Source organism: Ruania suaedae (assembly GCF_021049265.1).
In the GTDB taxonomy this organism is placed as follows: domain Bacteria; phylum Actinomycetota; class Actinomycetes; order Actinomycetales; family Beutenbergiaceae; genus Ruania; species Ruania suaedae.
Map to the genome: position 1 here is coordinate 1,955,707 of NZ_CP088018.1, position 27,000 is coordinate 1,982,706.

Here is a 27,000-nt window from a genome sequence, read left to right on the forward strand (position 1 = left end):
AGTCTGTCAGCATCCGGCAGATACGCTGAGTGCATGGAACAGCCCGCAGGAGCCGACCGTCCGTCAGCGCTGCCCGAGGTGGGTGGTGACCGGCGCGTGCGGGTCCACCACCTGGCGGCGGCGAAGGCTGCCGGCGAGCGGCTGACGATGCTGACGGCCTATGACGCGCCCACGGCGCGGATCTTCGATGCCGCCGGGATCGACATGCTCCTGGTGGGCGATTCGATCGGGGACAACATGCTCGCCCTCGAGAGCACCATCCCGGTCACGGTCGACGAGCTCGTTCCGGCGGTGCGGGCCGTGACCCGCGCGACCCGCCGTGCCCTGGTGGTGGCCGACCTGCCGTTCGGCTCCTACGAGGCCGGCCCGCAGCAGGCGCTCGGCAATGCCGTGCGGATGCTGAAGGAGGGGGGCGCGCACGCGGTCAAGTTCGAGGGCGGGGTGCGGGTGGCCGAGCACGTGCGGCTGCTGACCAATGCGGGCATCCCCGTGGTCGGGCACATCGGCTTCACGCCACAGTCGGAGAACATGCTCGGCGGCAAGCGCGTCCAGGGCCGAGGCGATGATGCCGCGGAGCGGCTGTGCGAGGACGCCGTCGCCCTCCAGGACGCCGGGGCGGTGGCGGTGGTGCTCGAGATGGTGCCCGCACCGGTCGCGGCCAGGGTCTCCGAGATCCTGCACATCCCGACGATCGGTATCGGCGCCGGCCCGCAGTGCGATGGTCAGGTTCTCGTGTGGCTGGACATGGCCGGGATGGGTGACTGGTCACCCCGGTTCGCCAAGCAGTTCGCGCGCCTGGGTGCCGCCCTGCAGCAGGCGGCCTCGGACTACGCCGGCGAGGTGCGCTCCGGCACATTCCCGGCGCCCGAGCACTCCTACGAGGCCTGAGCAGAGCGCCGGCACGAACGGGGCGCGAACGCCACGAAGCCGGCCCCCTCCGCCGCTGCGGGGGTGGGTCAGTCGCGGTTCTCGATCCACTCCGAGACGCCCTGGGCGAGGGCGTCGGCGTAGGCGTGCCGGCCCTCCTCGCTCTCCATCTGGGCGGCGTCCTCGGCGTTGCGCATCTCCCCGAGCTCGAGCTGCACGGCGGGCCGGCGGGAGAAGTTCAGCGTGGCCAGGTCATCGCGCTCCAGCAGCCCGTCGGTGCCGATGTCGCTGGGCTCGAACCCGCCGTCCACCAGCGCCTCCACCATGGTCTGCGCGAGATCGTGGCTGGGCTCGGCCTGCGACTGCGACAGCGGCGGGTCGGCCACCACCGCATGGAACCCGGAGTCCTCGGCGTCGGTCGAGGCGTTCGCGTGCAGGGAGAGCAACAGCTCGACGTCCTGGTCCTCGGCGAAGGTGCCGCGGCGGTCCACGCAGGGGCCGACGCCGTCGTCCTCGGTGCGTGTCATCACCACGATCGCTCCCTGCCGGCGCAGCTCCGCTGCCAGGAGCATCCCGACCTCGAGCGTGAACTCGTGCTCGGCGTAGCCGGAGGTGGTGCCGTTCCCGGGGGTGTCGCAGGCGCTGCGTCCGCCCCGGCCGTCGGCCACACGGTGGGTCAACTCGCTCGGGTCCTCCGGCTCACCACCGTTGTGGCCGGGGTCGATACCGATCCGGATGCCGATCAGCGGGCGGTCTCCGAGGCCTTCACCCAGGGGCTTGCCCAGAGACGACCCGGCGTCGGCCACGGCAGCCGGCGCGAGGGCCAGCGTGCCGGCCAGTCCGAGCACGCAGGAGCCGGCGACGCGCGCTATCGCATACCGCACTGCCATTCCCTTCGCTCGTCGTGTCGGGCCCATCATGCCATCAGGGGCCGGTGGTGCGTCAGTCCTCGTCCGGATCGTCCTCGTCCCGCCACCGGCGCTCCGCCTCTTCCCAGGCTTCGTTGCGGGCACGTACCCGTTCCAGCGCCTGGGCCGCCTCGGCTTCGCTCGGGTACGGGCCGATCCGACTGGTCCAGTCGCTCACCTTGCCGTGCTCGACCTGACCTGTCTCCAGATTGTAGTAGTACCCCTCATCAGAGGTGCCGTCGTGTCGTGCGGGCATGTCGCCACCCTCCTTCCACGATGCGAGTCTCCCACGCCGGCGGTCCGCCACGGCTCTACACTTCCCCCGTGGTCGCAACGGCGGCCGCACGCCCGCAGGCTCCGGACGAAAGCGCCCCATGACCAACGATTCTCACGACGCCCTGATCGAGACTCCCGACGAGCGCATCGGGTTCGGTATCGATGTCGGGGGGTCGGGCATCAAGGGAGCGCCCGTCGACCTCGTCACGGGCAAGCTGCTCACGAAGAAGTACCGCCTCCCGACGCCGATCGAATCGAGCCCGGAGGCGGTCGCCGAGGTCCTCTCGGCCGTGGTGTCCCACTTCGAGCTGCCCGCCGGCGCCCACATCGGCGTGACCTTCCCCGGCGTCATCAAGAACGGTGTCGCCCAGACGGCGGCGAACGTCGACAAGCGCTGGATCGGGACCGACGTCGCGGGCGTCACCCGGGACGCGACCGGGCACTCCGCGTTCGTGGTCAACGACGCCGACGCCGCCGGCTACGCCGAGGCCGCCTATGGTGCGGCGCTGGGGCAGCAGGGCAGCGTACTGGTGCTCACGCTCGGCACCGGCATCGGCAGCGCGCTGATCCACGACGGCGTGCTCGTGCCCAACTTCGAGCTGGGACACCTCGAGCTGGACGGCTACGACGCCGAGAAGCGCGCCGCCTCCTCGGTCAAGGATCGCGAGGAGCTCAGCTATCCCGAGTGGGCCGAACGGCTGCAGCGCTACTTCGCGCACGTGGAGTTCCTCTTCTCCCCCGACCTGTTCGTCGTCGGCGGCGGTGTGTCCAAGGACCACAAGGAGTTCCTGCCGCTGCTGGACCTCACGACGCCGATCATTCCGGCGAAGCTGCGTAACAAGGCGGGCATCGTGGGCGCCGCCGCCCTGGCCGCCGAGAACGACTGAGCAGTTCGCGCCGGTCGCCTCGGCCCTGAGGGGCGGAGGGATGAGCCGGCCGGTACGCCGGGTTCTGTCCCGAGGACTTGCCTCGGTGGCGGCCATCCATCTACGACGTACGTTGCCGCACGCCTCCAGCGACCTACCCGGGAGCTCGGGCGGGCCGCCCTCGAACGCTCCCTGTCTGGTCTTGCTCCGGGTGGGGTTTACCGAGCCGTGCCGGTCACCCGGCACGCTGGTGGTCTCTTACACCACCGTTTCACCCTCACCGCCCGGCGGACCGGACGGCGGTCTGATTTCTGTGGCACTTTCCCGCGGGTCGCCCCGGGTGGGTGTTACCCACCACCCTGCCCTGTGGAGCCCGGACGTTCCTCGGCACGGGTCTCCCCGCGACGCGACCGCCTGGCCGACTCATCCACCACCAGGGTACCGGTGCGCGCGGACGGCAGGCGCCGTCCGCCGTCGTAGGCTGCCGGGGTGCTGATCCTGCTCCCGCCCTCCGAGGGCAAGACGCCACCCCCGCGCGGGCGCCCGGTCGACCTGACGGCCCTCGCCCGACCGGACCTTCGCCCGCACCGCATCCGGGCGCTGCGCGAGCTGTCCGAGGTCAGCCGCGCACCCGACGCCCACCAGCGGCTGGGGGTGGGCGACTCGCTCGCGCAGGAGGTGCGGCGCAACCTGGACCTGGCCGGCGCGCCCGCCGCACCGGCCGCGCAGGTCTACACCGGCGTGCTCTACGAGGCGGCCGGCATGGCCGGCCTGCGCGGCACCGCCCGACGGCGTGCCAACGCCTGCGTCCGGATCGTCTCGGCCCTGTGGGGCGTGCTCTCCCCCGCGGATCGGATCCCGGCCTACCGGCTGTCGATGACGGCCGGTCTGCCGGGCATCGGAGCACTGGCCCCGTACTGGTCGCAGGCGCTGGGGCCGGCCCTGACCGATGACGACCCCGGCGTCGTCATCGACTGCCGCTCCGGCCCCTACGTCCCGGCGTGGCGTCCGCCGCGAGAGCTGGACTGGCTGGCCGTGCGGGTCGTGGCCGAGCGGGACGGGGTGCGCACCGTGGTCTCCCACCACGCCAAGCACGCCCGGGGCGTGCTCACCCGCCACCTGCTCACCCGCGCCCCGGCGCCACCACGGTCCGTGCGCGGTGTGCGGCGCGCGGCCGAGGAGCTCGTGGGCTCGGTGCTGCAGGAGGTCACCGTGCTTCCCGGGCGCGGCTCGGGGCCGGACACCTTGGAGCTGGTGGTGCCGCCCGCACGGTCCTGACCTGGACGAGGCCCTACCTGTCGGCCGGCGCCACGCTCGGCGTGGGCCCGGAGACGAGGCGCTCGGCGAGGCGATACAGGCCGAACAGCGCGACGATGGCGAGCGTGACGTGCACGAGGAAGGCCAGCGCGACGCCGGTGATGATGCCCGCACGGGCGAAGCGACCCCAGCTCAAGGCGAGCACGGAGGGGACCACGACCGCGGCGGCCGCCCCGGCAGCCAGTTCGGCCGCCAGGCTCCGTTCGCCCATCCACGGCAGCACCGACCACAGGTCGAACAGGTCGCCGGTGGCGACCAGGCCGACCGCGGTGACCATCCCGATCAGCAGCACCACCGCACCGCGCCAGCGCCACCGCCGCTGCGGCATCGTCCACATCGTGGCGATGCTCACGGCTGCCCACATCAGCCAGCTCCGCAGCACCGGGGTGCCCAGCTCGCGCAGCGCCACGCGGAAGATCCGGTCGGCCTCGACCCGGTCGATCACCGGCCCGTCATAGTCCCCCTCGACGACGATCGCATCGTGCAGGACCGCGGCGGCGGCATAGCGGCCGCTCCGCGGGACCAGCCAGGTGAAGATCCAGGGCACCGAGGCGAAGTCGGTCCGGAACCTCTCCAGGTCGATGGGCACCACGAACGGCTGGTCGTAGTCGTCACTGAGATAGCCGATCCGCCGCAGCAGGGTGAAGTCCCGGCCGTCGACGCTGCGGACCTCCAGCCGCACCGGGCCGCCGTCGGCGACGTCGAAGAAGCGCCCCATCAGTCCTGCCCGGGCAGTCCGACGCCGAGGACCTGGGTGAAGGAGTCGGCGTAGCGGCGCAGCACGGTGGTCGACGCCGGCAGCAGCCGGAAGCGCCACCAACCTCCCAGTGGAGCCAGCAACGAGCTGCCGACCATCGCACGGATGCTCACGGCGTGGGCCACGACCACCACCGTGGTCCCGGCATGCTCGCGGTGCAGATCCGCCAGCAGCGCCTCGGTCCGCACGCCCACATCGGCCGTCGACTCCCCGCCGCCGGGGGCGGCGATGGTGCCATCGGTGTGCCAGGCTGCCCGTTCGCCGGGCCAGCGGGCGTCGATCTCCTCCGGACGAAGGCCCTCCCAGTCACCGAAGTCGCACTCCCGGGCACGTGCCTCGATCTGCGCCGGCAGGCCGAGGGCCTCGGACAGCACGGCCGCGGTCTCCTGCGTGCGCACCATCGGTGACGTGAGGAGCACCGACGGTGCGGCCAGGTCCGCGAACAGATCGGTACCGATCCTGCTGACGAGCCGCGCCGCGGCGTGGGCCTGCTCCCGGCCCGTCATGGTCAGGGACGGCCCCGGCACTCCCGATCCTGAGTAGGCACCGTGCGGGGTGAGCGGGGTCTCGCCATGGCGCACCAGGACCACGTCCACCGCGGTGCCGGACGGGCCGCTCACGCTCACGGGAGCCGGACGAGGATGTAGCCGTAGTCCTCGCTGCGCAGGACTTCATCGGGCGCGGCGGCGGCGATCGCGGCCTTCTCGGTGAGGCTGAGGGTGAGGTGGACCCCGACGGTCGACTCCCCCTGCAGCGCCACCACGCCCAGTCCTCCGGTCTGGGAGCGCACCCTGTCGTACAACGCCATCAGCGTCTCGTCGATGCCCTCGGCCGCCACCTGCCGGCGGCGGGTGACGTCGGCGAGGTCCTCGTCGATCCGGGCGAACGCGGCATCCCGCTCGGCCTCGACCTGCCCGACCTCGGCGCGGATGGCGGCGAGCTGCTCATCGATCGCCGCCGCATCCTTCTCGGCGGCCTCAAGCCGCTCCATCACCTCCAGCTCCACCTCCTCCAGCGCGGACTGGCGGCGGGCAAGGGACTCGAGCTCGCTGCTGAGTGCCTGCAGATCCTTGGGCGACCCGGCGCCGGATTCGAGCCGCTGGCGGTCCCGGGCGGCGCGGTTCTCCACCTGCTCCACGTCGGACTCCGCCTTGCGTAGTTCGCGACGCACATCCGAGACGAGCGTGTCGGTGGCGGTCTTGGCCCGGCCCAGGTCCTCGGCACGGCCCTCGAGCTCGGTGAGCGTGCTCAGGGTGGGGTGGGATCTACGCTGGTGGGAGAGCTTGGCGAGCTGGGTGTCGAGCGCTTGCACGTCCAGCAGACGTCGCTGATCGGCAGCAGGGGCAGTGGTCACAGGGTTCCTCCGGTCTCGGCTCCGCCCAGCCTAGTGGTCCACGGGTCGGTGACCCGGGTGCTGACGATCGTCTCCACCCGTCCGTCGCAGTCCCCGTCCAGGGCGCGGGCGGCGACCGGCAGCCATGGCCACTCGGTCGCCCAGTGCGCGGCGTCGATGAGCGCGGGGGCACCGTCCTCCTCGCGGGCTTCGCCGGCCCGGTGGTGACGCAGATCGGCGGTGAGGTAGACGTCCGCGCCGGCGCGGCGCGCCGCCTCGAGGTAGGAGTCCCCGGCGCCTCCGCACACCGCCACGGTATGCACCGGGCGATCGAGGTCGCCGCTCACCCGCACGCCCGCCGCGGTGGCAGGCAGTCGTTCGGTCACCATCGCGGCGAACCGGCGCAGCGTGACCGGCTCCTCCAGCCGCCCGATCCGGCCCGAGCCGACCGCTGGGGAGGGTGCGTGGGTGGCGAGGAACGAGAAGGCGGGCTCCTCGTACGGGTGGGCCCGGCGCAGTGCCTCGGTGACCCGGTCGCGCCGGCCGGGCGGGACCACCATCTCCAGGCGGCGTTCGGCCACCTGCTCGTGGGTGCCGACGCTGCCGATCGCCGGGCGTGCGCCCTCGCCCGGGGTGAACTCGCCCGTGCCGGTCACCGACCACGCGCACCCGCTGTAGTCCCCCACCGCGCCCGCGCCGGCTGCGGCCAGCTCCCCGCGCAGCGCCTCGGCGTCCGGCTCCGGCACGTAGACCACCAGCACGTCGAGCTCCGGGCCGGGTGCGGGGACAAGGGGCGAGGTGTCGGCCAGGTCCAGCACACCGGCGAGCGCGTCGTTGACGCCACCCGCGGCGATGTCGGCATTCGTGTGGGCGACGTAGAGCGCGATGCCCTCGGAGACGAGGCGATGAACCACCCGGCCCTTGGGCGTGGTGGCCGCCACCGAGGTCACCGGTCGCAGCAGCAGCGGATGATGGGTGACCAGCAGGTCGGCGCCGGCGGCCGCGGCCTCGGCCACGACCTCCTCGGTCGGATCGACGGCGAAGAGCACCCGCTCGACCGGCGCCTGCGGCTCCCCCACCACCAGTCCGACGGCGTCCCACGCCTCGGCCGTGCTCGGCGGGTAGCGCCTCTCCAGCAGCTCGATCACCTCGCGCAGGTGCAGCGGTGCGTCCATCCCCCGAACCTACCCGCCTACGCTGACACTCATGAGCCCGGGCCCGGCGCTGCGCGTGATGACCTACAACATCACGTGCGATTCAGCGGCATCCCCACGCACGCCCTGGTCTCCTCGTCGCGGCGCGGTCACGGCGCAGATCGCCGTCGGGGCGGCCGACGTCGTCGGACTGCAGGAGGTCCTGCCCCACCAGCTCGCGGACCTGCGGGCAGCGCTGCCCGGCTACGACGTGGTCGGGGTCGGCCGCGACGACGGCGGGACTGCCGGCGAGCACGGCCCGCTGCTCGTGCGGAGCGAGCGATGGACCATCGAGGACTGGGGGACGTTCTGGCTCTCCCGCACCCCCGAGGTTCCCAGTCTCGCTCCCGGCACCGAGTACCCGAGGATCTGCACCTGGGCCCGCCTGCGGCCGGAGGTCCCGCACGGGGCATCGATCGCATCGACTCCGCCGAACCCAGCTGCGACAGCCGCCCGCGCCGGGCTCACCGTGTGGAACGTGCATCTGGATCACCGGCGTGAGGACGCGCGCGTCCTGGGCATGCGCGAGGTGCTGGCGAGGATGGGCAACGCCGCCGGTCCGCACGTCCTCCTCGGCGATCTCAACGCGTGGCCGGGTAGCCCGCCCCTGCTCGCCGCCGGCCGAGTGCTGCGCGACGCGTGGGCCGGGGCGCCCGCCACCCGACCCGGTGCCACCTTCCACGGCTGGGATCTCGATCGCGTGATCGGCACCGCCCGGGACGACTCCCGCCGGATCGATCATGTGCTGGTCTCCCCCGGCGTCCGGGTCACGTCGGTCAGTGCTCCCCTGCCGGCGGGCGAGCCGCTCCCCAGTGACCACCTGCCGGTGATCGCGGATCTGGAACTGACCGCGTCCTGAGCAGCATCGGAACCGCGACGAGATGGCATATCCCTCCCGGTATTCAGTGTTGCCAAGTACCGGTACCTAGCGTTACTGTCTACCAGTAGTCAGCGACACTGAGTAGAGGAGCGCGCATGGGCAGCCAGATGACCGAGATGCTCAAGGGCACGCTCCAGGGCGTGGTGCTCGCCGCCCTGGCCGCACGCCCGGCCTACGGATACGAGATCACCGCGCAACTGCGCGCGCAGGGCTTCACCGACCTGGTCGAGGGGACCGTGTATGCCCTGCTGGTGCGGGTGGAACAACGCGGCCTGGTGGATGTGGAGAAGGTCCCGTCCGAGAAGGGCCCGCCGCGGAAGGTGTACAGCCTCAACGACGCCGGCCGCACCCAGCTCGAGGAGTTCTGGACGTCGTGGACTTTCCTCTCCGAGCGCATCGACACCCTCCGCGACATCGACACCTCACGAGAAGGAGACGGCTGACATGGCGGCCAAGTGGATCGAGGCCCTGACGGGGTCCCTGGAGCAGAAGAAGCAGTACAAGCAGTCGAAGGCGCGCCTGGACGCGCTCCCCGAGCCCTACCGGAGCACCGCGAATGGTCTGCACCGCTACCTCATGTACTACGGCGGCTACATCTACGGCGACACCATCGTCCAGATGTTCGGCGACCTGGCCGATCTGTGGGAGCGGGCAGCCCTCGACTCCACCCCGGTCAGCGACCTGGTGGGCGAGGACCCGGTGGAGTTCGCCGAGACGTTCGCCCGCGCCTACACCGGGACGCAGTGGCTGGACAAGGAGCGCACGCGCCTGCTCCGGACCTTCGACGCAGCCACCGGGAACCCGCGATGACCGCCCCACGCGAGGAAGGGGTCGCGATCAGCGTCCGTGGCCTCACCCGCTCCTTCGGCGAGGTGCAGGTGCTCCGCGGCGTCGATCTGGACGTCGCCGCGGGCACCATCGTCGCCCTGCTCGGGGCCAACGGCGCGGGCAAGACCACGCTGGTGCGGATCCTGTCGACCCTGCTGCCCGCCGACACCGGCTCGGCCACGGTCGGTGGCTTCGACGTCACCACCCAGAGCCGCGAGGTCCGCCGTGCGCTCAGCCTCACCGGCCAGTTCGCGGCCGTGGACGAGGTCCTCACCGGCCGGGAGAACCTCGAGCTCGTCGCCCGGTTGCGGCACCTGAAGGACCCCCGCTCGATCGCGGAGCGGATGCTCACCCGGTTCGACCTCACCGAGGCAGGCACGCGGCGCACGGCCACCTACTCCGGCGGCATGCGCCGGCGGCTCGACATCGCGATGAGCCTGATCGGCGACCCGGCGGTCGTCGTACTGGACGAGCCGACCACCGGGCTCGACCCGCAGGGCCGCCTCGAGGTCTGGGAGACGGTCCGCCGGCTCGCCCGGGGCGGGACCACCGTGCTGCTGACAACCCAGTACCTCGACGAGGCCGAAGCGCTGGCCGACCTCGTCGCGATCCTGCACGAGGGCCGGATTCTCCGCAGCGGCACGGTGGCCGAGCTCAAGGCGCTCCTGCCGCCGACGGCGGTCGAGTACGTGCCGAAGCTCCCCTCGCTCGAGGACGTCTTCCTCGCGCTCACCACCACCACGAACGACCGGAGGAAGGCCTCATGATCGCCCACGCGCTCAGCGACACCGGGGCGCTCACCCAGCGCTCGTTGCGCCACATCCTGCGCAGCCCGGACACCATCATCACCACCGCGATCACCCCGATCGCCCTGATGCTGCTCTTCGTCTACGTGCTCGGCGGCGCGATCGAGACCGGCACGGGTGAGCCCTACGTCAGCTACCTGCTGCCGGGGGTGCTGCTCATCACCATCGCCTCGGGCATCGCCTACACCTCCTATCGGCTCTTCCTCGACCTGCAGGGCGGCATCGTCGATCGCCTCCGGACGATGCCGATCGCCGGACCGAGCGTGCTCTGGGCCCACGTGCTCACCTCGCTGGCCGCGAACCTGGCCGCGGTCGCGATCGTCACCGTCGTCGCCGTGCTCCTGGGCTTCCGGACCGGGGCCTCGGTGGGCGCCTGGCTGGCCGTGGTCGCCATCCTCACCCTGGTGATCCTCGCGCTGACCTGGGTGGCGGTGATCGCCGGCCTGTCGGCGACCACGGTCGACGGCGCCAGCGCCTTCTCCTACCCGCTGATCTTCCTGCCGTTCATCAGCTCGGCCTTCGTACCCACCGCCTCCATGCCCGGTCCGGTGGCATGGTTCGCCGAGCACCAGCCCGTGACCGCGATCGTGGACACCGTGCGGGCGCTGTTCGCCGAGGAGCCCGTGGGCAACGAGATCTGGATCGCGCTGGCGTGGCTGCTCACGATCCTGGTGCTCGCCTCCCTCGTCGCGACCAGGCTCTATCGCCGCCGGACGCGCTGAGCATCTGTGCCCGGCCGCGCCACGTCAGGCCCAGACCATCAGCGCGATGATGCTGAGGTAGATCACCGGGATCGAGACGCCTTCGAAGCCGATACCGCGCCGGTGCCGTGCGAGCAGGCCCGCGATGAGGATCGCGGTGATCAGCAGCGTTCCGCCGACCAGGATGAGACTGTCCTGGCCGGCGGCGCTGTAGACCGATCCCTCCAGGTACGCCACGTCGGCGAGGGCGAGCATGAGCATGTCGTAGACGTTGCCGCCGACGATGTTGCCGATGCCGAGGGTGAGCTGGCCCATCCGCACCGCCGTCATCAGCACCACGAGCTCGGGCAGCGAGCTGATCGCCGTCGTGAACGTGAATCCCACCAGCCCGCCCTCGAGACCGGTGGCTGCCACCAGCGACAGGCCCGCCCGGCCGACGATCCAGCCCGCCACCCCGACGATCACACCGAGGCCGGCCAGCGTGAACCACAGGCGGCGCAGCGGCGGCTGGTCGCCGGCGGTCTCCTCCGGGTTCTCACCGGCACTGTCGTCGTCGGCGGTCTGGGCCGTCCGGGTCGGCTGCCACATCGGGTCGCGCTGCATCTGGCGCAGCAGGACGAGGCCGTAGCCGTACAGCAGCGGGATCGCTAGGGTCAGCACGTGGACCCAGCCGACCATCAGCGTGGGGGTGGCGTAGGCGATCACCGGCACGGCGAGCAGGGCCAGCAGCAGCACCGATTGCAGGACGTTCTGCAGCGACGCGGCGGCGTGCTCGAGGTTGACCCGCCGGTAGACGAGATCGGCGATGGCCAGCCACACCGTCTGCAGGGCCACCCCTCCGACGGGGTTGGCCAGGGCGAAGGCGGCATCACCGCTCAACGCACCCGTCGCGACCGTGACGTTGCCCGGCAGGGAGGTGACGGCTCCGAGCAGCAGGGCGCCGCCGATGGCGTCGCCCAGCCCGGTGCGCTCGGCCAGGGCATCGGCCACCCGGGTGAGCCGGACGCCGGCGACGACGATGACGGCGGCCATGGCGAGCAGGGCCAGGGCGCTCGGCAGCAGGGGCCACATCCGGTTACCCTACGCATCTGCTCCTGATCGCGCCGGGCGGGCGAGATCAGGGATGCAGCACGATCTTGCCGACGTGCGCGCGGCGGGCGAGCTCCTGCTGGGCCTCACGTGCGCGCCCCAGCGGGAAGGTCGCCGCGAGGACCGGACGGATCTCGCCCTCCCGTGCCAGCTGCATCAGCAGCGCGAAATGGCTCGGCGTGTGCATGGAGGATCCGATGAGCTGGGCGTTGTGCAGGTAGAGACGGCGCACGTCGAGAGCGACGTCGAAGCCACCGAGCGCACCGGCCACCACCCAGCGCCCGCCCTCGCGCAGCAGCGGCAGAGCCTCGGGGACCAGGCCACCGGCAACGACGTCGAGTCCGACATCGACGCCCTCGGAGGTCACGCTGCGCAGCTGCGCGCGCAGGTCATCGCCCCGGTCGACCACCGCGTCCGCGCCGGCCGCCCGGACCGCGGGGATCTTCCCGGCGCTGGTGATCGCGACCACGCGCGCCCCGCGAGCATGCGCGAGCTGTACCGCGGCGAGTCCCACGCCGCCGGACGCCCCGGACACGAGCACGGTCTCCCCCGCCCGGAGCCGGCCCCGTTCGATCATCCCCAGGGCCGTGCCGTAGGCGGTCGGCAGGCTCGCCAGCTGGTCGTCGGTGAGCGGTGAATCGCTCACATCGTGCACCTGCGCGGCGGGCGCCGTCACGTACTCGGCGTAGCCGCCGTCACGCTCACTGCCCATGAGGCCCACGGGGTTCGCGTCGGGCCCGTCGTCATCGTAGATGGCGGGGTCGACCACGACGCGCCGGCCGAGCAGGTCCTCGGCCACGCCCGCACCGACCGCGCAGACACGACCGGCCACATCCGCTCCTTGGATACGTGGGAAGTCGATCCGGCCACGCCATCCGCGCTGGGCACCCGGGTCCTCGGCACTGCCGTAGGCCCCCTCCCGGGTCCACAGGTCCGTGTTGTTCAGCGCGACGGCGGCCACGCGCACCAGGACCTCGCCTTCACCGGGGGCGGGCACGGCCACCTCAGCCACCTCCAGCGCGTCAAGCCCTCCGTGACGGGTCAGGCGTGCCGCGGTCATGGTGGTCGGGAGTGTCATCGCTACCTCCGGGTATACTGATCGGTGAACTCACCCATAGTACACAGATCTGTGAAGCAGGTGCCCCGTGCCGGACCTCTCCGCCGCCACCCCCGCCAGCCGGCGCATCCTTGCCACGGCCGAGGACCTCTTCTACTCCCGCGGGATCACGGCCGTCGGTGTCGACCTCATCGCCGAGCACTCGGGCGTCACCAAACGCACGCTTTACGACCGGTTTGGCTCCAAGGACGCTCTCGTGGCCGAGTATCTGGCCGGCCGGGACCAGCGCTGGCGCGAGGCGGTGCTGGCCGCGATCGAGGCGTGCGATGACGCCGGCGAGGCGGTGCTGGCCCCGTTCGCCGCCCTACGCACCTGGACGGCGACGAGCACGCGCGGGTGCGCCTTCATCAACGCACTCGCCGAGCTGCCCGATCCCGCCCATCCGGCGCACCGGATCGCCGTGGACCAGAAGCGGTGGCTGCACCGCCTGTTCGCCGATCTGGCCACCCGGGCCGGTTGCGCCGAGCCGGCCGCGCTGGCCACCCGGCTGCTCCTGCTGCACGAGGGAGCGCTGGCCACCCAGCCGCTCGGGCTGGGCACCGTGTCCGAGAGTATGGAGACGGCCCGCGAGCTCGTCCGGGCCAGCCTGTCCGAGAGCCTGTCCGAGAGTGAGGCACGATGACCCCCACCGAGAACGAGAAGTCCCCGCGGGGCGTCCTGGTCACCGGAGCCTCCGGCGGGATCGGGCGCGCTGTCGCCCTGGCGTTCGCAGCGCGGGGGGACCGCGTCGCGGTCCACTACGACCACAGTATCGGGGCCGCCGAGCGGACCCTCGCCGATCTCCCGGGCTCGGGCCACGCGCTGGTCCGGGGCGACCTCAGCCGACCCGGGACCGCGCGTCACGTCGCCGAGCAGGCAACCGAGGCACTGGGCGGCCTGTCCGTGCTCGTGAACAACGCCGCCACCGGACCCAGCTCAGGCAACGCCCACCCGATCCAGGACTCGACGTTCGAGGACTGGACCGCCGCCTGGGAGGCCATGGTCGCCGTCAACCTCCTCGGCGCCGCCCACCTGAGCTGGGCCGTGGCGCAGCACCTCATCGCCGCGCAGGCAGGTGGGGCCATCGTCAACGTCGGTTCGCGCGGCGCCCTGCGAGGCGAGCCCGACCATCCCGCCTACGCCGCTTCGAAGGCGGGGTTGCACTCGCTCGGGCAGTCGCTGGCGATCTCGCTGGCGCCCCACGGGATCTCGGTGACCTCCGTCGCCCCGGGGTTCATCGCCACCCAGCGGCAGGCAGCCAAGCTCCAGGGCCCCGACGGCGGAGCCATCCGGGACCAGAGCCCCTTCGGTCGCGTCGGTACGCCCGAGGAGGTGGCTGCCGCCGTCCTGCACCTGGCCTCCCCCGACGCCCTGTGGTCCTCCGGCACCGTCCTGGACGTCAACGGCGCCTCCTACCTGCACCCCTGACCTTCCGGAGGAGCTCACCGCAGCTCGGTCCGGCGCTCGAGGAAGTCCGTCATCAGCTCGGCGACCTCCGCCTGCGCACTCTCGAGCAGGAAGTGGCCGCCGTCCAGCAGGTGGATCTCCGGCTCGTGGGCGTCGCGGCGGAACGCCTCGGCGCCGGCCGGGCCGAAGATCTCGTCGTTCCTGCCCCACACGGCCAGGACCGGGACCCGGGACGTGCGCAGGTACTGATGGAACCTCGGGTAGAGGCGCACATTGCTGACGTAGTCCCGGAACAGCCGCAGCTGGATCAGGTCGTTCCCGGGCCTGGCGATCAGCGCCGCGTCATGCAGCCAGGTGTCCGGGCTGACCACGCTCGGGTCCGGGACGCCGTGCACGTACTGCCAGCGGATCAGGTCCGCGCCCAACGCCGGGCGGAGCGCTGCCTCGTTGTCCGGCCCGGGGTCGTCGGTGTAGTCCCAGATGCCCTGCCAGAAGTCGTCGACGAAGCCGTCCTCGTAGGCATTGCCGTTCTGGCTGACGATTGCCCAGACCTGGGCGGGCTCCCGCAGCGCGAGGCGCCAGCCGATGGGGGCACCGTAGTCCTGGACGTAGATCGCGTAGGAGTCGACGCCGAGCTGGTCGAGCAGCCGGGCGGTGAGGTCCGCGAGCGCGTCGAAGGAGTACGCGAACTCCTCCACGCCGGGAGCGTCGGAGAGGCCGAAGCCGAGTTGGTCCGGCGCGATGACGTGGAACCGGGCGGCGAGGCGGGGAATGAGCTCGCGGAACATGAACGAGCTCGTGGGGTAGCCGTGCAGCAGCACGAGCGTCGGAGCCTGCGGCGAGCCGGCCTCCCGGTAGAAGATCGTGTGCCCGTCGACCTCGGCGAACCGGTGGTGCGTCTGGGTCGAGATCATGATCTAACTCCTATGCGATTGTTTGGTGGTTACGCCACCCAACCACGGATCGGGTAACCTTTCAACATGCCCACGATGGTTAGGTCGACCCAGGACGACGAGCACCTCCTGCTCACGCTGCTGAACTCCACGCCCATGGAGGCAGGCGCGGTGACGGACCTGCTCGCGGACAGCACCTATACCCGGGCACTGGCCCGCGACCTCGGCGGCGAGGGCACCGAGGCCGAGGTGCGCGAGCTCCGCCGGATCCGCGAGCCCCTCCAGGCCTCCACCATCGACGGCGCCCCGCACCCGGACCTGGACCTCGCCCTGGCGCAGGTCGTGCAGCGACCGCTGCCACTCTCGGCAGACGGTCTGCGGTGGGAGCTCGAGGGCCCGATCGAGAAGCTCGTCGCCGCGCGTGTGGTGATCGCCTGGGCCCAGGTGACGCTCACCGAACCCAGGCGGCTTCGCCCCTGCGGCAACGACGAGTGCCGGCTCTTCCTGATCGACCACTCGAAGTCCAACACTGCGCGCTGGTGCTCGATGGCGGTCTGCGGCAACCGCATGAAGGCCCGCAGACACCACGCGCGGCAGCGTCCGCCGTCATGATCGCGGCGAAGGGCTTGAGTCTCGCCCCAGGAGAGGGTCCATGGTGAGGGCGACCCTCCCCATCGAGACGACAGGATCACCGATGTCCGGCAACGCCACGACCGTGCATGATTTCGCCGAGCGCTACCTCGCTGCGGCGACCGACCCCGACCCCGACCCCGAGCAGTACGTAGCCCTGTTCGCCGACGATGCCGTCGTGCGCGACGAAGGGCGCGAGCACCATGGCCCGGCGCAGGTGCGCGCCTGGCGGACCCAGGCCCCGGCGGTGCGCTACGTTCTGCATGAGGTCTCGGGCGGCCCGGAGGCGCCGACGGTGACGGCGGAGATCTCCGGTGAGTTCCCCGGCAGTCCGGTCGTGCTGCAGTTCGCCTTCCGGCGCGACCCGCAGGGGCAGATCACCGAGCTCGAGATCGCACCCTGAGAGCACGCGGGCCGGCCGGCGCGGGGAGAAGGACGCCACAGTGGGGGATCGACTGAGCATCGGCGAGTTCTCCCGTGTGACCCACCTGAGCATCCGGACACTGCGGCGCTACCACGACCAGGGGCTGCTGGTGCCTGCCGAGGTCGACCCCTGGAGCGGGTACCGCTGCTACTCGACCGCTCAGGTCGGCCCGGCGCTGACGATCCGGCGGCTGCGTGAGCTCGACCTCCCCCTCGCCGACATCCGCCGGTTCACCGGCGACGGCCGGGGCACCGGGGAGGATGAGGACGGTCAGCCCGCCGCCCGGCAGGTCGTCGTCACCCACCTACGCCGTCTGGAGGACCGGCTCGGCCGGACCCAGCGCGCGGTCGAGGCGCTGCGCGAGCTGCTCGATCCCGAGGCCGAGCGGGAGGTCACGATCGAGACCCTGCCGGCCCAGCGGGTGCTGGCCGTCTCCGTCGATGTCCCACCCGGCAGCGACCTGAGCTGGTACGACGAGGCCATGCGCGATCTCGACGACGCGGCCGGGACGCGGCCGGTGCAGCCGCCCGGCGGGCGGTACGCGCACCACCTGTTCAGCGAGGGCCACGGCAGCGCGACCGTCTACCTGCCCTCCCACACCCGCCTCTCCGACGGCGCACCGCCAACCGTGCGCGAGGTGCACCTGCCCGAACGGACCGCAGCCGTCGCCACGCACACCGGGCCGCACGACGACATCGACCTCACCTACGGTGCCGTCGGTGCGTTCGCGGCCCGCCGTGACCTCGCGCGCCAGGACCTGGTGGAGGAGATCTACCTCGTCGGTCCGCGCGAGACACAGGAGCCGAGCCGCTGGCGGACCCTCGTCGCGTGGCTCCTCGCGCCGTGACCAGGCTCCGGCGCGCTCCAGGCCCTCACTCCGCCACGGTGGCAGTGCAGGTCACCGGCTCGCCGGGTCCGCCGGACTCCTGCTCCTCGAGCACGTCGGAGCCGTCCTGGATGACCGTGCAGCTCAGCACCGCCTCGGGTACACCCTGGACGGCGATGGACACCTCGTCGTCGGCCATGCCCAGGGTCTCGAAGGTGGCGGGCGTCGCCTCGCCGGCGGAGACGGTGGCCCCGGTGGTCTCCTGCGGGCTCAGTCCCGTCTCCCGGCTGGTGTACTCCACGCGCACGTTGTCGGCGTCGCTACCTCCCGAGACCACCTCGACCTCGTAGGTCACCGCCGACGAGCTCTCCATGGCGCTGCACCCGGCCAGGCCGGCCACCGCGACGGCGCCGCCGGCCAGGGCCGCCCAGGTGCGGGCCGCCCGCCGCGCCGGTGCTCGCGATGGCGTCGTCTTGCTCGCGATGAGTTCACACATCACAGTCCTCATTCCGTTTCGTGTAGCCGGCCCGTACCGGGCCTCGGACACCAGCCTGACGGCGAGACGGGCCGCCGGCATCGCCCCGTCGGGGGACCTCGCCGTCAGCCAGTCGGTGGACGGCCGCCCGGGCACGTGGGCCCGTGCGGGGACACGCGCCATCACTCGGCAGCTACTGTGCTCAGCGCAACCAGGGCCGGGCCGCGGCCCGGTGTTCGCGCTTCTTGGCCGGATCCATCGCGGCCCAGCTGCGCGCCGCCATCGCCGCGCGGGGGTTGGACTCGAACACGTCCCGGTGATCGGCGACGAAGCTCCAGTACAACCCGTCCCACGCCTGGGTCCACTCCCCGGGCGGCAGATCGGACATCTTCCGCAGGTAGTTGCTGCCGGAGACATACGGCTTGGTGGTGATCGCCTCGGCGGCGGCGAACTGGCTCATCGCGTACACGTTGGGCACCATCACCCAGTCGTAGGCGTCGACGAACATCGCCATGAACCATTCCCACACCTCGCCTGGGTGGACACGCTGCAGGCACAGGGCGTTGCCGAGCACCATCAGGCGCTCGATGTGATGGGCCCACCCGCGTTCCAGCACCCGGCCGATCACCAGGTCGACCGGTCCCAGGCCGGTGGTGGCGTCCCACCAGCCCGGGGGCAGGTCCCGGGCGTGGTGAAGCACGTTGCTGGTGCGCATTCGCCGGCCCCAGAGCCGGTAAGTGGCACGCAAGTACTCGCGCCAGCCGATGAGCTGGCGCACGAAGCCCTCGACGCTGGGCAGGTCCAGTCGCTGCTCGTCGGCGGCGGCCAGCGCGCGCCGCAGCACCTGTGCCGGTTCGATCAGCCCGCAGTTCAGCGCCGGGGTGAGGGCGGAGTGGAAGAGCACCTCGTGCTCGGTGCTGATCGCGTCCTCGTAGGGCCCGAACTGGCAGAAGCGCTCGTCCAGGAAGCGCCCCAGCGCCGCACCGGCCTCACCGGGTGAGGTCGGCCAGCAGAACGTCTCCGGATCCCCGGGCGCCCCGGGGGCGTGTTCGGCGACCCACTCGATGGCCTCCTGCACCCGGTGGTGCCTGCGCGCCGGGCCGAGCCGGGGATCGGGCACGGGGTGACCGGCCGGGAGCTTCTTGCGGTTGTCGGTGTCGAAGGACCACCGCCCGCCCACCGGCTCGTCGCCGTCCATCAGCACGTCCAGACGCCGGCGCTGCCAGGTGTAGAAGCGCTGCATCCGTGCCGAGCCCTGCCCGAAGTGCTCGTGGATCTGCGCCCTGATGGTCAGGAACGCCGGGGTCTCCAGCACGTCCTCACCGCGCAGCTCGTAGCCGCCCTCGCGTAGCTGGTCTCGGCAGTCGCGGCCCAGCCAGTCGTCGGTGACGTCCAGGACCGAGACCTGCGTGGGCCGCAGCTTCTCGATCAGGGCCACCAGGCCCGCACCCGAGGTCCGCTCGGCGCGGGAGTCCACGATGTCCACGTCCAGGCCGCGCTCGCGTGCCCGGTCGGTGAAGCGGCGCACCGCGGCACGGTGGAGCACGAGCTTGTGGGAGTGGAAGGGCAGCTGCCGGTACAGCAGATCGTCCTCGACCACGACGATCCGGGTGCCCGCCTCGACGCCCAGGTGGGCCTCGTGCAGCTGGTGCGGGTAGACCAGCCGGACCGGGCGAGTGCTGCTCACGAGGCGATCATCCTCACCGTCTCCTCCCCGAGCCCGGCCGGTGTGAGCTCGGCGACCATCTCACCACGCCGGGTATCGGAACACACCTGCGCCGGTGGGCGTTGTCCCTCTAGCGCACGATGCACCCCTCGCCGATCCGGCTGGCGCCGGTATCCTGACGGGCTGGGCCCCATCGCGCGCCACGGGACAGACGCCGCCACCAGCTGCAGACAGGAAGACCTTGCACGGAAACAACACCGCCCGGTTCGCCCACGCGGCCATGCTCTCGGTCACCTCGGGTCTGCCGGGAGCGGTGACCACCTCGGCGCAGCTCCAGGAGGATCTGGCGGAGGTGCTGGACCGGCTCCGGCTGCCCCGGACCCTGCTCGAGCGCGTGGCCGGAGTGAAGGAACGCCGCACCTGGGCCCCCGACGAGGACATGTACTCCGGGACGATCGAGGCTGCCAACCGCGCCCTCGAGCAGGCCGACGTCGAGCCCGGGCAGATCGATCTGCTCATCAACACCTCCGTCTCGCGGCCCCACCTGGAGCCCTCGGTCGCGGCGCGCCTGCACCACGGCCTGGGTCTGCCCTCCTCGGCGCTGAACTTCGACGTCACGAACGCGTGCCTGGGATTCGTCAACGGGATGAGCCTGGCCGCGAGCATGATCGAGACCGGCCAGATCCGCCACGCCCTGGTCGTGGCCGGGGAGAACGCCGCCGATGTGCACGCGGCCACGATCGAGCGGCTCCTGACCACCGAGCCCAGCCGCGATGAGCTGATGCAGGAGTTCGCCACCCTCACCCTGGGGTCGGGGGCGGCCGCCACCGTGATCGGCCCGGCCGGGGACCACCCGGGTGGCCACCGCCTGCTCGGCGGGGTGACCCGCGCGGCCACCCAGTTCCACGACCTGTGCGTGGGCAGCGCGGACGGCATGTTCACTGACGCCGCCGGCCTGCTCCGGGGTGGTCTCGACCTCGTCGTCTCCGCCTGGCACGAGGCCGAGCCCGAGTGGCGTTGGTCACAGGCCGATCGGTTCGTCACCCACCAGGTCTCCCGCGCCCACACCGACGCCATCACCGAGGCCATCGACCTGGACCCCGTCAAGGTGCCGACCACCTACGCCACCCTCGGCAACGTGGGCCCGGCCTCACTGCCGATCACCCTGGCCGCGGAGCAGGACTCCCTCGAACCCGGTGATCGCGTGGTCCTCATGGGAGTCGGCTCCGGGCTGAACACCGCGCTCATGGAGATCACCTGGTGACCGGTGCCGGCATCCCCGCCCCGCTCCACGATGGCCTGCCCGGCCTGGACGCCGAATGGAGCCGGGTGGTGCAGGTCCCCGAGACCACCGGCCTCGAACCCGAGCCGGTGACGCGCTCGTGGCACGTGCTGGACACCGGCCCCGTCCTGGAGGCAGCCGGCCACGAGATCACCGGCACCGTGCTCGCCGTGCACGGCAACCCGACCTGGTCCTACCTGTGGCGGCAGCTGCTGACGGCGAGCCTCGCCCAGGCCGAGGCCGGCGGCCCGGCCTGGCGCATCGTCGCGGTCGACCAGCTCGAGATGGGGTTCTCCGAGCGCACCGAGGTGGTCCGCGACCTGCCCCAGCGCATCGCCGATCTCGGCGCACTCACCGACGTCCTCGACCTCGGGCCCGTGGTCACCCTCGGGCACGACTGGGGCGGGGTCATCAGCCTCGGCTGGGCCCTGGCCCACCCCGACCAGCTGGCCGGCATCGCCCTGCTCAACACGGCCGTGCACCAAGGCCCCGGGCCGATCCCCGCCCCGCTGCGGCTGGCAGGAGCCGCCGGCGTCCTTCCCGCCGCCACCCGGTGGACCACGGCCTTCCTGGACACCACCCTCGCCCTGGCGCACCCTCCGCTGACGGCGCCGGTCCGGGCCGCCTACCGCGCGCCCTACCGCACCGCCGCCAGGCGACGGGGCATCGGCGACTTCGTGGCCGACATCCCCGTGGGCGGGCAGCATCCCAGCACGGAGGCGCTCGCCAGGATCGCCGCCGGCGTGCGGGGCCTGCGCGTCCCCACGCTGCTCCTGTGGGGCCCGCGCGACCCCATCTTCGGTGACCGCTATCTCGACGACCTCCTCTACCGCCTGCCCCACGCCCGCGTGCACCGGTTCGAGGGCGCCGGTCACCTGGTGGCCGAGGACGCCCCATGGGCCGGCGCCGTCCTGGACTGGCTGCCCGCGCCGCAGGGGTCCGCGGGGCTGCCCACCCGCGAGGGTGCCCCGAGCGACCCACCCACCGGCAGACCCTCCGAGACCGGGCCTGCCTTCCGGCCGCTCGGCGCCGCTCTGGAGGAGCGCGCCCAGGACTCCGGCGTCGCCGTCGTGGACATGGCGGGCAGGGCCCCGGTCCGCGTGAGCTGGCGACTGCTGGCCCGCAACGTCGAGCGCCTGGCGGCGGGTCTGCTCGGCGCCGGCGTCCGAGCCGGTGACCGGGTCAGCCTGCTGGTGCCCCCGGGGCCGGACCTCACCGCGTGCGTCTACGCGTGCCTGCGGATCGGGGCCGTCGTCGTGGTGGCCGACGCCGGCCTGGGCGTGGACGGCCTCTCCCGCGCCGTGCGCGGGGCGCAGGCTGACATCGTGATCGGCAAGCAGCCAGGGCTCGCGGCCGCTCGCACGCTCGGCTGGCCCGGCCGCCGGATCTCCGTGGACGCCCTCCCCGCGCCGGTGCTCGCAGCCCTCGGCGTGACCGCCACGCTGCCGGCCCTGATGCGCGACGGCGAACGGACCCTGACCGAGGGAGTGCGCCTTCCGCCGCACCCCGGGCCCGAGGAGGACGCCGCCGTGCTGTTCACCTCCGGGTCCACCGGGCCCGCCAAGGGCGTGCGCTACACCCACGCCCAGTTGTCGGCGGTCCGGGACGTGCTGACCGCCGAGCTCGGCCTGACACCCGAGACCGGCCTCGTGACCGGGTTCGCTCCGTTCGCGCTGCTCGGCCCGGCCCTCGGGACGCGCTCGGCGACGCCGGACATGGACGTCTCGGCCCCGCGTACGCTCACCGCCCGTGCCGTGGCCGACGCCGTGGCCGCCTCCGGCGCCCGCACCGTGTTCCTCTCGCCGGCCGCGGTGCTCAATGTCGCCCGGACGGCCGACGAGCTCTCGGCGGCCGATCGCGAGGCGCTGGGCGGTGTCACGCAGTTCCTCTCCACGGGTGCGCCGGTCAGCGCCGCCGTGCTGGGCTCGGTGGCCGAGCTGATGCCGGCCGCGGTGGCGCACACCCCGTACGGGATGACCGAGTGCCTGCTGGTCACCGACATCACGCTGCCGGACATCCTCGGCGTCGCCGGCGCCGACGACGCCGGGGTGTGCGTGGGCCGGCCGGTGCACGCCGCCCAGGTGCGCATCAGCGCGCTCGATCCCGACGGCAGGGCAGCCGGCGCACCCACGCAGGACCCGGGAGTGCTCGGCGAGGTCCTCGTCAGCGCCCCCCATCTCAAGGACGGCTACGACCGCCTCTGGCTGACCGATCTCGCCGCCGCCCGCGACACCCCGAGCGGTGGCCGCTGGCACCGCACGGGTGACGTCGGCCATCTCGACGGCGCGGGCCGGCTGTGGATCGAGGGGCGGCTGGCGCACGTCCTCACGACGCCGGCGGGCCCGCTCGCCCCGGTCGGACCCGAGCAGCAGGTCGAGCGTGCCGAGGCCGTCCGACGCGCGGCGATCGTCGGCGTCGGCCCGGCGGGCATCCAACAGACTGTCGCCGTGGTGGAGACCCACCCCCGGGCGCGGCGCGCCGGCCTGGCCACGGCCGAGGTCACCGAGCAGGTGCGCGCGGCGTGCGCCACTCCCCTGGCCGCCGTGCTGTCGGTCCCGGAGCTGCCGACCGACGTGCGCCACAACTCCAAGATCGACCGCGGCGCCCTGGCGGCGTGGGCGGATCGGTTGCTGGCGGGCGAACGCGCGAGGGCTCCCCGATGAGGGTGCTGGTCACCGGTGCCAGCGGGTTCCTGGGCCGGGCGGTGGCGGCTCGGATCGCCCGCGGCGGTCATGAGGTCACCACGCTGCAGCGGCGCCCCAGCGGCGCGGCCGGGGTCGGTGACCTCCTCGGGACCGTCACCGACGCAAACGTGGTGCGCCGCGCCGTCGAGGGTCAGGACGCGGTGGTCCACCTCGCGGCCAAGGTCTCCCTGGCCGGTGACCCGGCCGAGTTCACCCGGGTGAACGTGGAGGGCACCCGGCTGCTGCTCGAGACGGCCCGGGCGGCCGGGGTGCGGCGCTTCGTGCAGGTCTCCTCGCCGTCGGTGGCGCACGTGGGTCGTTCGCTGGTGGGGGCAGGCGCCGAGCCCGCCGACCCCGAGCGCACGCTCGGGCACTACGCCCGGACCAAGGCCGCCGCCGAGCTGCTCGCCCTCTCCTACGACTCCCCCGGCCTGGCGGTACTGGCCGTGCGCCCGCACCTGGTGTGGGGGCCCGGTGATCCCCAGCTCGTGGGGCGCATCGTCGACCGCGCGCGGCGGGGCCGGCTGCCACTGCTGGACGAGGGTGCGGCCCTGATCGACTCCACCTACATCGACAATGCCGCGGACGCGATGCTCGCGGCGCTCGAGCGCGCCGAGGTCGCCCGTGGCCGCGCGTACGTGGTCACCAACGGTGAGCCACGGCCCGTGGGTGAGCTGCTCGGGGGCATGTGCCGCGCGGCCGGGGTGCCGGCGCCGTCGTGGCGTGTGCCCGGGCGGCTGGCCCGGGCCGCCGGCGGAGCGGTGGAGCGGGTCTGGGCGTGGCGCCCCGGGCAGGACGAGCCTCCGATGACCCGGTTCCTCGCCGAGCAGCTCTCCACGGCGCACTGGTTCGACCAGCGCGGCACGCGCGAGGCGCTGGCGTGGCAGCCAGAGGTCAGCATCGACGAGGGCATGGCCCGATTGGCGCAGTCCTACCGCGGCGGATAGGGCTCGCGTCAAGCAGAGGTGCTCGTGGGCCGGTAGCGCAGGGCGATCGCGCCGGACCGGAAATCCCGGCGATCCACGAGTTCGAGTTCGATGCGTTCGCGCAGGCCCGCGAGCAACGTGGGCCCGCGGCCGGTGAGCACCGGCTGCACCAGGAACTCGTACTCGTCGATGAGCCCTAGGTCAGCCAGGGCGAGCGGGAGCGTCACGCCACCCACCCGCAAGCCCTCGCCCGGTTCCTGCTTCAGTTCCCGGACCGTGCGCCCCAGGTCGCCCCGCACGAGCTCGGCGTTCCAGTCGACGTCGTTCAGCGTGCTCGACACGACGTATTTCCAGGTCCGGTCGATCGCCTCGGCGAACGGACGCTCCCAGTCGCTCATCCACTCCGGCCACTCCCCTGACGGCGGCCGGCGCCACGCCGACTCCATCATCGAGTAGGTCACCCGACCCAGCAGCAGGGCGTCAGCGCGTTCCATCTCCTCGGCCCAGTACCGCATCGACTCCTCGTCCGGCGGCATCCCCAGCTCGTGATGGCAGCAGCCGTCGATCGTCACGTTGATCGAGTACCGAAGCGGTCTCATCTCGCTGCCCTCCTCCGGGGCGTCGTGCGCATGCCCGACGGCGTGAGAGTACCGCCGAGACGAGGGCGGTGTCAGCGCAATCGGTCACGAGATCAAGCCCCAGCCGGCGCTGGACGAGTCCTACCGCCGAGCCGTCGACGCAGGCGCCACCAGTCACAGCGAGCCGGCCGACATACCGTGGGGAGAACGCCTGGTCCGGGTGAGCGACCCGGACGGGCTGACCATCAATCTCGGCGCCCCGGCGCCGGCGTGAACAACGATCGTCCGGTGGGCCCAGAGGGACTCGAACCCCCGACATCCGCGGTGTAAACGCGACGCTCTAACCAACTGAGCTATAGGCCCTGGCGAGCAGTCAGGATAGCAAGCGTGCAGGTCAGCCGGTCACCGCGCCCGGTGCCGGCCATTGCCCGCGCTCGAGCAGCACCTCGCGCAGCACGTCGATGCGGTCGGAGACGATCCCGTCCACGCCGCGGTCCAGCAGGGTGCGGATGGTGGGGGCGTCGTCGATGGTCCACACGTGCACCTGCAGGTGCTGGGCGTGTGCCCGGCGCACGAACCGCTCCGTGACGATCTCCACTCCCCGCCACCGCTTGGGTACCTGCAGGGCCACCGCACCGGCCCGTGCCGCGGCCCGCCCGCGTCCGAGCAGCATCGCGCGCACCTCCCGCGGGGAGGCCGACGTGGTCAGCTCGGGGGCCGTGCGCCGCACCCGCCGCAGGCGGGCGTCGTCGAAGGCGCCGACCACCACGCGCCCCTCGGCGCGCTGCTCGCGCAGCACCTGCACGGCCGGGTCGACCACGTCGTCGGACTTGACGTCCACGTTGACCCACAGCCCGGAGAACTCCTCCAGCAGTTCGGCCAGGGTCGGGATCGACTCGCCGCCGCTGAGCGTGGCCGCCCGCAGGTCCGCCGCCGACAGCTCCGCCACGGCGACGCTCTCCCCGGTCACCCGGCCCAGGTCCGGGTCATGGACCACGAACGGCACACCGTCGCGGCTGGCCCGCACATCGGTCTCGATGAAGGTGTACCCCAGCTCCACGGCGTGGCGCACCGCCGCCAGGGAGTTCTCGATCCCGGCGTTGGCCGGCAGGCCGGCCCCGCCCCGGTGGGCCAGGGCCAGCGGGCCCTCGGGCAGCCTCATGCCGCGGCCTCGAGAGCGTGGATCGCCGTCAGATACTCGTCCACGTCCCGCGCGACGCCGCGCGGACTGTGAGTGGTCCAGCGGACCATGCCGCCGGCGTCGATCAGCACGGTGACGCGCTCAGCAGCGCCGTCGGCGTCCTGGAAGGCTCCGTAGGAGCGGGCGATGTCGCCGTGCGGCCAGAAGTCCGAGACGAGCGTGAAGGGCAGATCTTCGGCCGCGGCCCAGGCCCGCAGCGTCATCATCGAGTCGCACGTGATCACCACCAGGTGGGCGCCCGCGGCCGCGATCTCACCGTGCCGTGCGCGCAGCGCAGCGACCTCGCTGCCGCACACGCGGGTGAAGGCGAACGGCACGAATACCACCAGCACCGGTACGCCCCGCAGAGCTTCCAGTGACACGGTGGCGCCGTGGGTGTCCGGCGCCGCGAAGGGCGGCGCCGGCCGGCCCTCGCGGGCACCTCTCCCGGAGGGGTGGGTCACCGGCCCCGTCCGCGGGTGGTGAGCCGGAAGCCGGACCAGTTCTCCGCCGCCGAGATCGTGCTGGTCGAGTGCAGGCCGGCGGTGCGGGCTGCCTCGTCGACCTCCGGTGGGCGCACGTGCCCCGGACGTCCGGGCTTGGGGGTGAAGACCCAGATCAGACCGCCGTCCTCGAGGGTCGTCATCGAGTCGGTCATGAGATCGGTGAGGTCGTGGACATCGCCGTCGTCCTCGCGCCACCACAGGATGGCGGCGTCGGTGACATCGTCGAAGTCCTCGTCCACGAGCTCGCTGCCCGTGGCCTGTTCGAGCTCCGCGCGCAGTTCCTCGTCGACGTCGTCGTCGTACCCGAACTCCTGGATGACCTGTCCCTGCTTCACCCCGAACCGGGAACCCTGATGGTCCTCGGTGCTCGCGGTCCCTGCCACGTTCGCCTCTCCTTCGCCGACTCCGCCCGGATGGCGGAGGTGTGGGACAACCGAACCGCACAACCACGCCCGAGCGCAACCGAACGGCGCTGATCGGACCCTCACGGCCGTCCCCGAGCACCGCGGCCGGTGCCTGTGTCGGGGATGTCACACCTGTCTACGATGGCGTGATCATGTCAAGGCAGGACAATAGGATCGTCAGCGCAGTCCCTTGTGGTGTACA

The 27,000-nt window shown here is 72.4% G+C and carries 32 protein-coding genes, 1 tRNA gene and 1 other RNA gene; 17 read left to right on the forward strand and 17 right to left on the reverse strand.

The genetic code is table 11. From position 1 onward, the window contains the following. Positions 1 to 33 precede the first annotated feature (33 nt). Positions 34 to 888 carry a 3-methyl-2-oxobutanoate hydroxymethyltransferase gene (gene panB, locus LQF12_RS09035; RefSeq protein ID WP_231052612.1) on the forward strand — a complete coding sequence of 285 codons (855 nt, stop codon included), beginning with the start codon at positions 34 to 36 and terminating at the stop codon, positions 886 to 888. Positions 889 to 956: 68 nt separating this feature from the next. On the opposite strand, the gene LQF12_RS09040 is transcribed toward panB, so the two are convergent. Together LQF12_RS09040 and LQF12_RS09045 are read right to left on the reverse strand one after the other, a co-directional pair. Then, entirely contained in the window at positions 957 to 1,757 is an 801-nt protein-coding gene (locus LQF12_RS09040) for an N-acetylmuramoyl-L-alanine amidase family protein (protein ID WP_231052613.1), read from the reverse strand. A gap of 52 nt (positions 1,758 to 1,809) precedes the next feature. Beyond that, the gene (locus tag LQF12_RS09045) at positions 1,810 to 2,031 is read right to left on the reverse strand and encodes an SPOR domain-containing protein (RefSeq protein ID WP_231052614.1); all 222 of its coding nucleotides are present in this window, start codon (positions 2,029 to 2,031) and stop codon (positions 1,810 to 1,812) included. Between the two features lie 118 nt (positions 2,032 to 2,149). On the opposite strand from LQF12_RS09045, the gene ppgK reads away from it, so the two are divergent. Next, positions 2,150 to 2,938 (forward strand): polyphosphate--glucose phosphotransferase, encoded by a 789-nt coding sequence (ppgK, locus tag LQF12_RS09050; RefSeq protein ID WP_231052615.1) that lies wholly within the window; start codon positions 2,150 to 2,152, stop codon positions 2,936 to 2,938. A gap of 37 nt (positions 2,939 to 2,975) precedes the next feature. Here the strand turns inward: ppgK and rnpB are convergent. Further along, an RNA gene (gene rnpB, locus LQF12_RS09055) (RNase P RNA component class A) lies at positions 2,976 to 3,343 on the reverse strand. A 63-nt stretch (positions 3,344 to 3,406) separates the two neighbouring features. On the opposite strand from rnpB, the gene LQF12_RS09060 reads away from it, so the two are divergent. Beyond that, a complete protein-coding gene (locus LQF12_RS09060) occupies positions 3,407 to 4,195 on the forward strand; it encodes a YaaA family protein (RefSeq protein WP_231052616.1) in 789 nt (262 codons plus the stop codon). Between the two features lie 13 nt (positions 4,196 to 4,208). Here the strand turns inward: LQF12_RS09060 and LQF12_RS09065 are convergent, their stop codons facing one another. From LQF12_RS09065 to LQF12_RS09080, 4 genes are read right to left on the reverse strand one after another with little or no spacing between them, the layout of a single operon-like run. Then, positions 4,209 to 4,952 (reverse strand): DUF1353 domain-containing protein, encoded by a 744-nt coding sequence (locus LQF12_RS09065; protein ID WP_231052617.1) that lies wholly within the window; start codon positions 4,950 to 4,952, stop codon positions 4,209 to 4,211. Next, complete coding sequence (locus LQF12_RS09070; protein WP_231052618.1) at positions 4,952 to 5,611, reverse strand: histidine phosphatase family protein; 660 nt, start codon at positions 5,609 to 5,611, stop codon at positions 4,952 to 4,954. The genes LQF12_RS09065 and LQF12_RS09070 overlap by 1 nt, the downstream gene beginning before the upstream one ends. 2 nt (positions 5,612 to 5,613) lie before the next feature. Beyond that, positions 5,614 to 6,345 (reverse strand): zinc ribbon domain-containing protein, encoded by a 732-nt coding sequence (locus LQF12_RS09075; protein ID WP_231052619.1) that lies wholly within the window; start codon positions 6,343 to 6,345, stop codon positions 5,614 to 5,616. Beyond that, entirely contained in the window at positions 6,342 to 7,499 is a 1,158-nt protein-coding gene (locus LQF12_RS09080) for a Nif3-like dinuclear metal center hexameric protein (protein ID WP_231052620.1), read from the reverse strand. Before LQF12_RS09080 ends, LQF12_RS09075 begins: the two co-directional genes overlap by 4 nt. A 31-nt stretch (positions 7,500 to 7,530) precedes the next feature. Between LQF12_RS09080 and LQF12_RS09085 the strand changes: the two genes are divergently transcribed. The 5 genes from LQF12_RS09085 (at position 7,531) to LQF12_RS09105 (ending at position 10,753) form a co-directional block, all read left to right on the forward strand. Further along, positions 7,531 to 8,376, forward strand: coding sequence for an endonuclease/exonuclease/phosphatase family protein (locus LQF12_RS09085; protein ID WP_231052621.1), 846 nt, complete (start codon positions 7,531 to 7,533; stop codon positions 8,374 to 8,376). A gap of 116 nt (positions 8,377 to 8,492) precedes the next feature. Continuing rightward, positions 8,493 to 8,840, forward strand: coding sequence for a PadR family transcriptional regulator (locus LQF12_RS09090; RefSeq protein WP_231052622.1), 348 nt, complete (start codon positions 8,493 to 8,495; stop codon positions 8,838 to 8,840). Between the two features lies 1 nt (position 8,841). Continuing rightward, positions 8,842 to 9,207 carry a DUF1048 domain-containing protein gene (locus LQF12_RS09095; protein ID WP_231052623.1) on the forward strand — a complete coding sequence of 122 codons (366 nt, stop codon included), beginning with the start codon at positions 8,842 to 8,844 and terminating at the stop codon, positions 9,205 to 9,207. Continuing rightward, entirely contained in the window at positions 9,204 to 9,992 is a 789-nt protein-coding gene (locus LQF12_RS09100) for an ABC transporter ATP-binding protein (protein ID WP_231052624.1), read from the forward strand. The genes LQF12_RS09095 and LQF12_RS09100 overlap by 4 nt, the downstream gene beginning before the upstream one ends. Continuing rightward, positions 9,989 to 10,753 (forward strand): ABC transporter permease, encoded by a 765-nt coding sequence (locus LQF12_RS09105; RefSeq protein ID WP_231052625.1) that lies wholly within the window; start codon positions 9,989 to 9,991, stop codon positions 10,751 to 10,753. The genes LQF12_RS09100 and LQF12_RS09105 overlap by 4 nt, the downstream gene beginning before the upstream one ends. A gap of 24 nt (positions 10,754 to 10,777) precedes the next feature. On the opposite strand, the gene LQF12_RS09110 is transcribed toward LQF12_RS09105, so the two are convergent. Further along, the gene (locus LQF12_RS09110) at positions 10,778 to 11,803 is read right to left on the reverse strand and encodes a sodium:calcium antiporter (RefSeq protein ID WP_231052626.1); all 1,026 of its coding nucleotides are present in this window, start codon (positions 11,801 to 11,803) and stop codon (positions 10,778 to 10,780) included. A gap of 46 nt (positions 11,804 to 11,849) precedes the next feature. Beyond that, entirely contained in the window at positions 11,850 to 12,899 is a 1,050-nt protein-coding gene (locus LQF12_RS09115) for a zinc-binding dehydrogenase (RefSeq protein ID WP_231052627.1), read from the reverse strand. A gap of 67 nt (positions 12,900 to 12,966) precedes the next feature. Between LQF12_RS09115 and LQF12_RS09120 the strand changes: the two genes are divergently transcribed. Both LQF12_RS09120 and LQF12_RS09125 read left to right on the forward strand, forming a co-directional pair. Further along, on the forward strand, positions 12,967 to 13,560 hold the full coding sequence (locus LQF12_RS09120) for a TetR/AcrR family transcriptional regulator (RefSeq protein ID WP_231052628.1): 594 nt from the start codon (positions 12,967 to 12,969) through the stop codon (positions 13,558 to 13,560). After that, positions 13,557 to 14,345, forward strand: a complete 789-nt coding sequence (locus LQF12_RS09125; RefSeq protein WP_231052629.1) for an SDR family NAD(P)-dependent oxidoreductase — start codon at positions 13,557 to 13,559, stop codon at positions 14,343 to 14,345. The genes LQF12_RS09120 and LQF12_RS09125 overlap by 4 nt, the downstream gene beginning before the upstream one ends. A gap of 14 nt (positions 14,346 to 14,359) precedes the next feature. On the opposite strand, the gene LQF12_RS09130 is transcribed toward LQF12_RS09125, so the two are convergent. Next, a complete protein-coding gene (locus tag LQF12_RS09130; RefSeq protein ID WP_231052630.1) occupies positions 14,360 to 15,238 on the reverse strand; it encodes an alpha/beta fold hydrolase in 879 nt (292 codons plus the stop codon). Between the two features lie 66 nt (positions 15,239 to 15,304). On the opposite strand from LQF12_RS09130, the gene LQF12_RS09135 reads away from it, so the two are divergent. The 3 genes from LQF12_RS09135 (at position 15,305) to LQF12_RS09145 (ending at position 17,118) form a co-directional block, all read left to right on the forward strand. Continuing rightward, positions 15,305 to 15,829 carry a CGNR zinc finger domain-containing protein gene (locus LQF12_RS09135; RefSeq protein ID WP_231052631.1) on the forward strand — a complete coding sequence of 175 codons (525 nt, stop codon included), beginning with the start codon at positions 15,305 to 15,307 and terminating at the stop codon, positions 15,827 to 15,829. Positions 15,830 to 15,911: 82 nt separating this feature from the next. After that, complete coding sequence (locus LQF12_RS09140) at positions 15,912 to 16,250, forward strand: nuclear transport factor 2 family protein (RefSeq protein WP_231052632.1); 339 nt, start codon at positions 15,912 to 15,914, stop codon at positions 16,248 to 16,250. A 40-nt stretch (positions 16,251 to 16,290) separates the two neighbouring features. Beyond that, a complete protein-coding gene (locus LQF12_RS09145) occupies positions 16,291 to 17,118 on the forward strand; it encodes a MerR family transcriptional regulator (protein WP_231052633.1) in 828 nt (275 codons plus the stop codon). Between the two features lie 25 nt (positions 17,119 to 17,143). Here the strand turns inward: LQF12_RS09145 and LQF12_RS09150 are convergent, their stop codons facing one another. Continuing rightward, entirely contained in the window at positions 17,144 to 17,593 is a 450-nt protein-coding gene (locus tag LQF12_RS09150; RefSeq protein ID WP_231052634.1) for a hypothetical protein, read from the reverse strand. Positions 17,594 to 17,774: 181 nt separating this feature from the next. Beyond that, positions 17,775 to 19,259 (reverse strand): cryptochrome/photolyase family protein, encoded by a 1,485-nt coding sequence (locus LQF12_RS09155; RefSeq protein WP_231052635.1) that lies wholly within the window; start codon positions 19,257 to 19,259, stop codon positions 17,775 to 17,777. 220 nt (positions 19,260 to 19,479) lie between these two features. On the opposite strand from LQF12_RS09155, the gene LQF12_RS09160 reads away from it, so the two are divergent. The 3 genes from LQF12_RS09160 to LQF12_RS09170 are packed head-to-tail and all read left to right on the forward strand — an operon-like array spanning position 19,480 to position 24,151. Then, positions 19,480 to 20,502, forward strand: a complete 1,023-nt coding sequence (locus LQF12_RS09160; protein ID WP_231052636.1) for a 3-oxoacyl-ACP synthase III — start codon at positions 19,480 to 19,482, stop codon at positions 20,500 to 20,502. Continuing rightward, on the forward strand, positions 20,499 to 23,183 hold the full coding sequence (locus tag LQF12_RS09165; protein ID WP_231052637.1) for an alpha/beta fold hydrolase: 2,685 nt from the start codon (positions 20,499 to 20,501) through the stop codon (positions 23,181 to 23,183). Before LQF12_RS09160 ends, LQF12_RS09165 begins: the two co-directional genes overlap by 4 nt. After that, positions 23,180 to 24,151 (forward strand): NAD-dependent epimerase/dehydratase family protein, encoded by a 972-nt coding sequence (locus LQF12_RS09170; protein ID WP_231052638.1) that lies wholly within the window; start codon positions 23,180 to 23,182, stop codon positions 24,149 to 24,151. The genes LQF12_RS09165 and LQF12_RS09170 overlap by 4 nt, the downstream gene beginning before the upstream one ends. An 8-nt stretch (positions 24,152 to 24,159) precedes the next feature. On the opposite strand, the gene LQF12_RS09175 is transcribed toward LQF12_RS09170, so the two are convergent. After that, entirely contained in the window at positions 24,160 to 24,729 is a 570-nt protein-coding gene (locus tag LQF12_RS09175; RefSeq protein WP_231052639.1) for a dihydrofolate reductase family protein, read from the reverse strand. A gap of 79 nt (positions 24,730 to 24,808) precedes the next feature. Here LQF12_RS09175 and LQF12_RS16490 point away from each other — a divergent pair, with 79 nt between their 5' ends. Beyond that, positions 24,809 to 24,982: a VOC family protein gene (locus LQF12_RS16490; RefSeq protein ID WP_354004707.1), complete on the forward strand. Its 174-nt coding sequence runs from the start codon at positions 24,809 to 24,811 to the stop codon at positions 24,980 to 24,982. 15 nt (positions 24,983 to 24,997) lie between these two features. Here the strand turns inward: LQF12_RS16490 and LQF12_RS09180 are convergent. The 4 genes from LQF12_RS09180 to LQF12_RS09195 form a co-directional block, all read right to left on the reverse strand. Further along, positions 24,998 to 25,071 (reverse strand) — tRNA-Val (locus tag LQF12_RS09180). Positions 25,072 to 25,102: 31 nt separating this feature from the next. Then, a complete protein-coding gene (locus LQF12_RS09185) occupies positions 25,103 to 25,870 on the reverse strand; it encodes a glycerophosphodiester phosphodiesterase family protein (protein ID WP_231052640.1) in 768 nt (255 codons plus the stop codon). Continuing rightward, complete coding sequence (locus tag LQF12_RS09190; protein ID WP_290370673.1) at positions 25,867 to 26,352, reverse strand: redoxin domain-containing protein; 486 nt, start codon at positions 26,350 to 26,352, stop codon at positions 25,867 to 25,869. Before LQF12_RS09190 ends, LQF12_RS09185 begins: the two co-directional genes overlap by 4 nt. Further along, on the reverse strand, positions 26,349 to 26,777 hold the full coding sequence (locus LQF12_RS09195; protein ID WP_231052642.1) for a DUF3052 domain-containing protein: 429 nt from the start codon (positions 26,775 to 26,777) through the stop codon (positions 26,349 to 26,351). Before LQF12_RS09195 ends, LQF12_RS09190 begins: the two co-directional genes overlap by 4 nt. Between the last annotated feature and the right edge of the window lie 223 nt (positions 26,778 to 27,000).